This window comes from Pseudoalteromonas phenolica (assembly GCF_005886345.1).
In the GTDB taxonomy this organism is placed as follows: Bacteria; Pseudomonadota; Gammaproteobacteria; order Enterobacterales; family Alteromonadaceae; genus Pseudoalteromonas; species Pseudoalteromonas phenolica_A.
The window spans coordinates 44,809-54,178 of record NZ_PNEC01000048.1 but is presented as its reverse complement, the minus strand read 5'-3'; the positions used below and the strand labels follow the sequence as shown (position 1 = coordinate 54,178).

Sequence of the window (9,370 nt, the reverse complement as noted above, 5' to 3'; positions counted from 1 at the left end):
AAGTTTTTTGAATCCGAAGATCCGTGCTCAATGAATTCTGTATAAATTGACTATATAGTCACTCATAAGAAATTGAGACTCTAAATTTTTTTGCTCCTGAATCAAGAGCTGTTAGAACTCAACCTGTACGAGTGCCCACACAGATGATTGCTTCATATTTTTAAAGAACATTCCGGTTACCCGGGTGTAACTCGATGAGTTACCGCAGCCTTGCTGCGAAGTGGAGCGCCATGATAACGACTTCACTTTTTATGTCAACACTTAATTTAATCTTTTTCTTAAAAGAAAGGTTAAAGCTAAGTTTTATTTGACTCAACATCGTTTTGATTTGCTTTTCAGCGTCTCGCCCCGTGTCAGTGGGGTCGCATTATAGGGTGAGCAGAAAATTACGCAACCCCTTTTTTAAAGAAAAATGCAAAAAACTAACTATTCGCGTGTATTTTGAACGAAACTGTATAATTTCGATGTTTTAAGTAGAATTTATGAGCTGTTTTAGCTACTAAACTGCCAATTTAACTTTGATTGATACACGCTTTCTTGCTCAAGCTCACTTTTCATAAGTGGGTGTTGAGCTAACCAGTCTTCAGAAAAGCTAATATTAAGTCTGTTTTTATCTGCTTTTACTTCAAAGGTAGGTAAAACATCATCTTTACGACGCATAGATAAGATAACGGCTAGCCTAATTATGCGTACTAACTTTTCGGTCAGTGCTTTATTAGCACCAAGATGTGAAAACAGTGCATCATTTAAATCAGCACGGTGGCCTTTTAAAAGACTGACAATAACTTTCTTTTCTGCTGGCGAGTAACCCGGCATATCGGTGTTACTTAATATATAGGCACTGTGATGATGATATTGTTTGTAATCTATAAGCAAACCAATTTCATGCAAGTGCGCTGTTGCGCAAAGCAACACATTAACTTGCTGTAAATCTAGTTGCCAGGCATGATTAAGTTGTTTTGCTATTAATAAGGCAACATCTGAAACGCGTTTAGCTTGCTCTTTATCGGTATGAAAACGCAGCGCAAAGCTTTCAAGCGTTCTTTCACGGATATTCGAATGGTGTAGATCTGAAATCATGCTATACAGCACACCTTCACGAAGTGCGCCACCTGCCAGCCCCATCTGCTGAATATTCAGCGCTTCAAATAATGCAATGAGAATTGCTAATCCAGAGACAAACACCAAGCGACGTTCTTCGCTCAGACCAGGCAAAGAAAGTGTTGATACATTCTTATGCTTTATCGCTTCGGCTTTTATAAACTGTAACTTTTCTAAAGAAAGCAGATCGGTTTGACCTGTCGCAGCTAAAATTTCTTGAATTGCTTGCACAGTACCAGATGCGCCAATAGCAAGCTCCCAACCAGTCTCAATATATTGAGATTTAATTGGTGTAATCACAGTATGTGCTGCGGCAATTGCTTGCTCAAAATTCTTCTCAGACAGTAAACCATTTTGAAAATAACGCTCTAAATAAGTGACACACCCCATGTCTAGGCTTTTATAGAGCAGCGCTTCAAACCCTTTACCTATGACAACCTCGGTACTGGCACCACCAATATCGATTACCAATTGTTTCCCTTGGCATGCAGAAGTATGTGCCACACCTTTATATATAGTGCGCGCTTCTAATTCGCCACTGATGATATTGATTTTGTGATTGAGGATTTTTTCGGCTTGGGCTTTGAACTCTTGGGCATTGGTAGCAAGTCTCAGCGTTGCCGTTGCGACAATGCTGATATTTTGCTTCGGTATATCTTGCAACCTTTCGGCAAATAGTGCCAAACACTCCCAACCTCGTTGCATTGCATCAGAAGATAACATGTTGTTTTCGTCTAAGCCTGCAGCCAGTCGAACTTTACGTTTAACTCGGCCGATGGTGTGAACACCACCGGCAATGTGTTTTGCAATCAACATATGAAAGCTATTAGAGCCTAAATCAATAACGGCAAAAACGTTATTATTGTCTATATTTTTGGCCACTTTGTACCTCTAGCTGCAAGATCCCGCAATTACAACTTCTTAAGTGTTCGCTTTCGATTTATTGTAATTTGATTGACGTCGATTGTTTCCCTTTCTTGGGCCAGAGTGATGACGTCTTCTCTGTGTATTCGGTTTAGGTAAATCTTCAATTAATGCTGTTTTATCATAATGAGACAGAGGAATCGAATGTTCTATATATTCTTCAATCTCATGTAAGTTGTATGCATACTGTTCACACGCAAAACTAATTGCATGACCTGATGCACCAGCACGACCTGTACGACCAATTCTGTGAACGTAGTCTTCACAGTCATCCGGTAAATCAAAGTTGAACACATGACTTACTTCAGGGATATGCAAACCACGCGCAGCCACATCGGTTGCCACAAGAATATCTAAATCGCCTTTAGTAAATTGCGCCAAAATTGACTGACGTTTCTTTTGATTTACATCACCTGTTAATAGACCAACACGATGTTTATCCGCTTTTAGCCACGCATACACGTTTTCACAACTTTGCTTAGTATTTGCGAATACGATTGCTTTATCAGGCCACTCTTCTTCTATTAATGTTAGAAGTAACGGAATTTTGTCGTCATGAGATGAATGGAATAACTCTTCTTGAATACGTTTACCGGTTTTTACATCTGGCTCAATTTGAACATGCTCTGGGTTAGTCATGTGCTCAAAAGCCAATTCTTGTACGCGGTAAGATAAAGTTGCAGAGAAAAGTAGATTTAATCTTTCTGCTGTCGGAGGCATACGATTAAATAGATAACGGATATCTTTAATGAAGCCCAGATCAAACATACGATCTGCTTCATCAAGCACAACAACTTCGATTTCATTAAGGCTATAAGCACCTTGCTTATAGAAGTCGATTAAGCGGCCTGTAGTACCAATTAAAATATCGACACCTTTTTCGAGTTGCGCCCGTTGTTTTTCGTAATCTTCGCCACCATATACTAAACCTAAGTTTAGACCACAGTGTGGCGCAATAATTTTTGCATCTTTATGGATCTGAATCGCAAGCTCTCTCGTAGGAGCCATGATCAGCGCTCTTGGGTGCTTTCTGGATTGACCTTCTGTTTGCATTAAACGGTGGCAAGTGGCAGTTAAAAACGCCAATGTTTTGCCAGTACCGGTTTGTGCTTGACCAGCGATATCTCGCCCGTCACAGACAAAAGGTAAACACTTTGCTTGGATTGGCGTGCAATATTCAAAGCCATTCGCAGCTAAACCGGCGACCACTTCCGGTGCAATAGCAAAGTCAGAAAATTTTTTATTGGTCAAATGTGTCTTAGTCATAGCAATTAAGCATAACGTTTAAACTTGCAATAAGAAACAAGAGTGTTTAAATACGCAGTAAATAATTCGCCAATTCTAACGGAGAACGCAATGAGCGACAAAATTATCCAGCTTACTGACGACAGCTTTGAAGCTGATGTAATTAAATCAGATCTACCAGTACTAGTAGACTTTTGGGCAGAATGGTGTGGCCCTTGTAAAATGATCGCGCCAATCTTAGACGAAGTTGCTGAAGAATTTGCAGGTAAAGCAGTTATCGGTAAATTAAATATCGACCAAAACGCTGGTACACCACCTAAGTTCGGTATTCGTGGTATTCCTACACTGCTACTTTTCAAAGATGGTGCTGTAGCTGCGACTAAAGTTGGCGCGTTATCAAAGACTCAGTTAGTTGAGTTCTTAAACGACAACATCTAAGTCTGTATATGTACGCCTCGCCTTTGCTAGGCGTATATCCCACCTATCTGCCCATAGTTTTTTCTACTAAATTTGTTTAAAGACTGGACGACTAGCAAGCTAACTGCTAATTTATAAAGCCACTAACCTTTAGCTTTATCAAATCAACCTCTCATCACTGAGATGACAATTGTTATAAAGAACCCACCAATATGCATTTACGCGAATTAAAAGACAAGTCAATCAACGAACTTGTAAAACTAGCTGAGTCCATGGGACTTGAAAACGTAGCCCGTCTAAGAAAACAAGACATTATTTTTGCCATTCTAAAAGCACACGCTAAAAGCGGTGAAAACATTTATGGCGGCGGCGTTTTAGAAATTCTACAAGATGGCTTCGGCTTTTTACGTTCATCAGAAGCATCTTACCTAGCTGGTCCTGATGATATTTATGTTTCACCAAGTCAAATTCGACGCTTCAGCATGCGTACTGGTGACACAATTAGCGGTCTTATCCGCCCACCTAAAGATGGTGAGCGTTACTTCGCACTACTTAAAGTAAATGAAGTTAACTTCGATAGACCTGAAAACTCTCGTACTAAGATCTTATTTGAAAACTTAACGCCTATTCATGCGAATGAGCGTTTTGTGATGGAACGTGGTAATGGTAGTACAGAAGATATTACTGCCCGTGTTCTTGACTTAGCATCTCCAATTGGTAAAGGTCAGCGTGCTCTGATTGTAGCTCCGCCGAAAGCGGGTAAAACAATGCTGCTACAAAATATCGCGCAATCGATTACCTACAACAACCCAGATGCAACACTGATGGTGTTACTGATCGATGAGCGTCCGGAAGAAGTAACTGAAATGCAGCGCCTTGTAAAAGGTGAGGTTGTTGCTTCAACGTTCGATGAGCCAGCAAGCCGTCACGTACAAGTTGCCGAAATGGTTATCGAAAAAGCAAAACGCCTAGTTGAACACAAGAAAGACGTTATCATCCTGCTTGATTCAATCACACGTTTGGCACGTGCTTATAACACCGTTATTCCTTCATCGGGTAAGGTACTAACAGGTGGTGTTGATGCGAATGCACTACATAAACCTAAGCGTTTCTTCGGTGCTGCACGTAATGTTGAAGAAGGTGGTAGCTTAACAATTATCGCAACGGCTCTTATCGATACAGGCTCTAAGATGGATGAAGTTATCTACGAAGAGTTCAAAGGTACTGGTAACATGGAATTACACCTAAATCGTAAGATTGCTGAAAAGCGTGTATTCCCTGCTATTGACTTCAACCGCTCAGGTACACGTCGCGAAGAATTACTCACTAAGGCGGATGAGCTTCAAAAGATGTGGATCTTGCGTAAGATTGTTCATGAAATGAGTGAAATTGATGCGATGGAATTCCTCATAGACAAACTTTCTATGAGTAAAACCAACGACGAATTCTTTGAATTAATGAGAAGAAAGTAAAACGAAATTCAAAAGCCCGCTGATGCGGGCTTTTTTGTGCTTGTCTGACCTAGTATTCATGCTTATTTTTTACTATCTTAGTTATAGAAATGCATGCTTAGACAGGGAGCAATTCGATTCATGAAACCCTTTCGAATAATTCTAACAATTCTGATTGCAAATGTTTTTTCTATACTCATTATTTTGCCACTACTGTCTATTTCTTGGTCAAAGATCGGTATTATCATCGCAATCCAATGTACAATTGCAATATGCTTTTTTTTGTATCTTAAACAACAAGGCATTAGTAATGATAATTTGCAAGCACTAATTAACTCAATCAATAACGATAATCTTATTGATCTCACTTTTCGTTATGATGAGCACCAAAAGACTTTACCTGCTTCATGCCTTGCAGTTAATGCTAGTCTTGCAACTATGGAACATATCATCAGTGAAGTTCATACTTCTTCATCGCGCCTTTCTCCAATGGCTGCTAGCCTTAAAGACACCTATGCTTCAATGACACAAAAAGCAACAATCCAACACGTGCATGGTGAGGATCTAGCAAATTCAATTCAAAGAATGCTAAAAGTCTCCAGAGACTTAGATGATAATTTAGATAGAATCTACACTTCAGTTGAAGATGCAACTACAGCTGTTAAACAGACACGTATAGATACTGATAAAAGCCAAGATAGCTTAATAAGTTTAGCTAAAAATATTGAAGAAACTAGCAAACAGATTGAAACGCTAAAAGTTGACTCAGATGCAATTAGTTCAGTGATAGAAGTAATCAATTCAATTGCTGAACAAACGAACCTACTAGCACTTAACGCCGCAATCGAGGCAGCGCGTGCTGGTGAACAAGGCCGAGGTTTTGCAGTTGTGGCAGACGAAGTAAGGAGTCTCGCAGCACGAACAAGTCAATCAACTCAGCAAGTTCGAGAAGTAGTTAACAAAATTCAAGTTGGGACAGATAGCGCTCATCAGCTTATGCTAAATGCGTTAGAAGAAACAAAGAAAACAGTCACTCTATCCGAAGCATCAACAAAAGAAGTGGACCAAATTGAGTCAGCGATGCTCAACATAAACGATATGTCACATAATATTCATGAGCAAATTCAAGATCAAAAAGCCGTTTCAGATGAAGCACAACTGAGCATTGAATCAATGGTTGAGCTTAATTCAGACGCTCTTTCAAACTCAAAAATTCAAGCGGTATCGAGTAATGATCTGCTTGCGCTTGCACAGAGCATCCAAGAAAAGCTAGGGATATTTAAGGTGAATGAGAAAACCTTTGAGCTAACACCTAGGACTGATAATACTCGGTTAAATCAATCACAAACAATCTCTGAACCTCAGCCATTACCTGAGGAGTCAGGAGATGTTGAGTTGTTCTGATAATTCTATTTGCTGCATTTCATTACAAAGCATTAAATACCAATGCTGTAACCCATGAGGGTCAACTTCTTTTGGGTTTTTTAGAGCCAGTTCTATATGTTTCGCAATCTTCGCTATATCCTCAAAACCAAAGGTACTGGCAGCACCGGTTAAACGATGACATACAGCTTTTAACTCAGTCCAATCTTGCTTCTGCCAAAGTTCAATAACTTTATGCCTTTCTTGATCCATACTGAGAGCAAAACTTGCCACTAGATCGCTCATATCAACTTTTATATCAAACTCTGAAGCCTCAGCCTCTCGCTCTAAATGTTCGCTCAACACTTGGACTAGTTTATCGCGATTTAAAGGCTTACCTAAATGACCAGCAAAGCCCAGCGTTAGATAAGATTGGATTTCATGCTGCATAACATTCGCCGTAAGAGCAAATATGGGTCTATCAAACCCTGCTCTCTGCAGCAAGTCGAACGCTTCCAATCCATCTAGAACTGGCATCTGAATGTCCATCAAGATCATATCTGGAAACTCACTTAGAGCCTTTTCTAATGCGACTTGGCCATTTTCAGCCGTGATCACTTCGACACCTAATTGCGTTAGTATTCTCTCAAATAAAGCTCGATTATCATCGTGATCTTCTGCAATGAGAACTGTGCCTGAAAATTGACTAACTTGGCTAATTTCCTGAGCCGGATTAACTAGATTATTTATTTCAAAGCCCGGTTCTAAACGCGCACAAGGTATAACAATATAGAACTGACTTCCCTGTTTCGGTACGCTTTTTACCTGAATACTGCCCCCCATCATAGTGGCAAGTTGCTGAGATAAACATAAACCTAGCCCAGAGCCACCAAAGCGACGAGTAATGCTATTATCTCCTTGCTGAAAACAATCAAAAATATGCTGAAGTTGCACCGTATCCATGCCTATACCCGTGTCATTAACGGAGAATTTAACTCCATTATTTTTTTGGCTCACCACCAGCTCAACATGGCCAAATTCTGTGAATTTAACAGCATTACCGAGTAAGTTAATTAATACCTGTTTAAGGCGAACATAATCCAATCGAACGGCATAAGGAGAAGGTAACTGATTGTCCACAAAGAAGTTTAAGCCTTTGGCCTCGCAAACATGTTGGAACATATCTGTGACATCCTCTAGCAACTGGTCTAAGGTAAATTCAGTAAACTCAAGTTCGAAGCGCTGTGCTTCTATTTTACTTAGATCGAGTACATCACTGACCAGCCCCTTCAAATGTTCACCTTGCCTTTGTATAACCTGCAAAGATGCTTGAATACGCTTATCGTACTGATACTCATGTAAGAGCGCTTCACTGTTACCAATAATAGATGTGAGCGGTGTGCGGATCTCATGGCTGATATTGGCTAGGAACTGACTTTTTACTTTGTTAGCCTCGCCTAATTCATCTGCTAACTTTTGTAATTCGGCGGTGCGCTTAGCAACTTGCTGACTCAACTCAATATTGGCCACATGCTCCATGCGCTTTCTATACATACTAACAATCGCAACAGAGCCCGTGATAAAAAGCAAAATAATTAACCAAGTCAACTGCTCTCGCTGCTCCATTTGCAAAGTCTGAACTTCTTGCTGTTGTTTCAGCGAAGCTATTTCTTGGTTGAGCTCAGTGGCCTCTATTTTGCTCTGATACTCATTTAATCGAGCCACAAGCTGATCATTGAGCAGTTGCCTTTGTAACTTTTGGAATGCGGAAAATGTTTCAAGTGATTTTTTGTGTTCACCTAAGGCGGCCTGTACGACAGCTAAAATTGCTAAACTTTCTTTTTCTCGCAGCTTTGAGCCCTGTGCCCGAGCTAGCTCAATTGAAGCTTCAATACTCTCTAATGCGGCGGTAAAGTCACCGAGATACACCTGCAACTTAGCCAGCGGATAGAGTGCTTCCATACGGCCTGAATCTAAATCAACTTGCTCAGCATATTGCAATGCTTTTTGTGCCTCTTCATAGCCACGTTCCATTTCACCCAGCGCTACACTCAGATTTGCTAAATTACTGTACTCAAAACTTAGCCGCCTTGCCGAGCCTATCTTCTCATAATAAGCCACTGCGGCTTGCAAGCTCGCTCTAGCCAAACTACTTTGTCCTGTTTCACTATAAATCACACCTAAATTTGCCTGAGCTAATGCTACGCCGTATTCATCATTCAATTGATTAAATAAGCGAATTGCTCTAAGCAACATATCTTTGGCAATTTCATAACGATATTGACGAATGTAGGCACCTGATAAATTTAGTAGCATATCTGCTTTGTCTTGCGCTGTGCCATGTAACTCATACAAGCGGTGTGCTTCAACATAATGGCGGATAGTACTTTCTAAATCATGCGCTTTGAGTAATGCTAACCCCAAATTGTTGTGGATATTGGCCAATTCTAAAGGGTTATTTCTTAATTTTGCGATATTAAGCGCAGTTTGATAATGATTGATAGATTTATCGTATTCTCCTTGATAATACGCAGTGATCCCTAGCATTTTAAATGCGGTAAACTTCTCATTACTACTCAGAGGCTCAGGGTTGATGTCTGCAAGTTCAGTAAAATACGCCTCTGCATCTTTCAGCTTCTCACGATTTAACGACTCTCTACCCATTTGCGTTAATAAAATACTATACTCTGGGATATTGAATTTAATTGAGTCAGCTAGCTTTTTAGCTTCAAGTTGCGCAAATTGCCAATCAGAGAGCTGCTTAATTGATTCTAACTTAGTTAATAATGGCGCTGTAGAATTGGCTAAAACTGAAGTAGATGCCAAACCCAAATTCAGAAGCAAAAGAAATATGTATTTACGCAGTGGCT

General features: G+C 40.1%; 6 protein-coding genes. 3 read left to right on the top strand and 3 right to left on the bottom strand.

The window, feature by feature from the left end:
- Positions 1-492: 492 nt before the first annotated feature.
- Both gppA and rhlB read right to left on the bottom strand, forming a co-directional pair.
- Positions 493-1,983, bottom strand: a complete 1,491-nt coding sequence (gene gppA / locus CWB72_RS16460; protein WP_138633612.1) for a guanosine-5'-triphosphate,3'-diphosphate diphosphatase — start codon at positions 1,981-1,983, stop codon at positions 493-495.
- 39 nt (positions 1,984-2,022) lie between these two features.
- Positions 2,023-3,291: an ATP-dependent RNA helicase RhlB gene (gene rhlB / locus CWB72_RS16455; RefSeq protein ID WP_138633609.1), complete on the bottom strand. Its 1,269-nt coding sequence runs from the start codon at positions 3,289-3,291 to the stop codon at positions 2,023-2,025.
- Between the two features lie 90 nt (positions 3,292-3,381).
- On the opposite strand from rhlB, the gene trxA reads away from it, so the two are divergent.
- The 3 genes from trxA (at position 3,382) to CWB72_RS16440 (ending at position 6,542) form a co-directional block, all read left to right on the top strand.
- Entirely contained in the window at positions 3,382-3,708 is a 327-nt protein-coding gene (gene trxA / locus CWB72_RS16450) for a thioredoxin TrxA (RefSeq protein WP_058028399.1), read from the top strand.
- Between the two features lie 191 nt (positions 3,709-3,899).
- Positions 3,900-5,159, top strand: coding sequence for a transcription termination factor Rho (gene rho, locus CWB72_RS16445; protein WP_058028397.1), 1,260 nt, complete (start codon positions 3,900-3,902; stop codon positions 5,157-5,159).
- A gap of 120 nt (positions 5,160-5,279) precedes the next feature.
- The gene (locus tag CWB72_RS16440) at positions 5,280-6,542 is read left to right on the top strand and encodes a methyl-accepting chemotaxis protein (RefSeq protein WP_138633606.1); all 1,263 of its coding nucleotides are present in this window, start codon (positions 5,280-5,282) and stop codon (positions 6,540-6,542) included.
- Here CWB72_RS16440 and CWB72_RS16435 read toward each other — a convergent pair.
- Positions 6,519-9,326, bottom strand: coding sequence for a tetratricopeptide repeat-containing hybrid sensor histidine kinase/response regulator (locus CWB72_RS16435; RefSeq protein WP_171037340.1), 2,808 nt, complete (start codon positions 9,324-9,326; stop codon positions 6,519-6,521). The genes CWB72_RS16440 and CWB72_RS16435 overlap by 24 nt on opposite strands.
- Between the last annotated feature and the right edge of the window lie 44 nt (positions 9,327-9,370).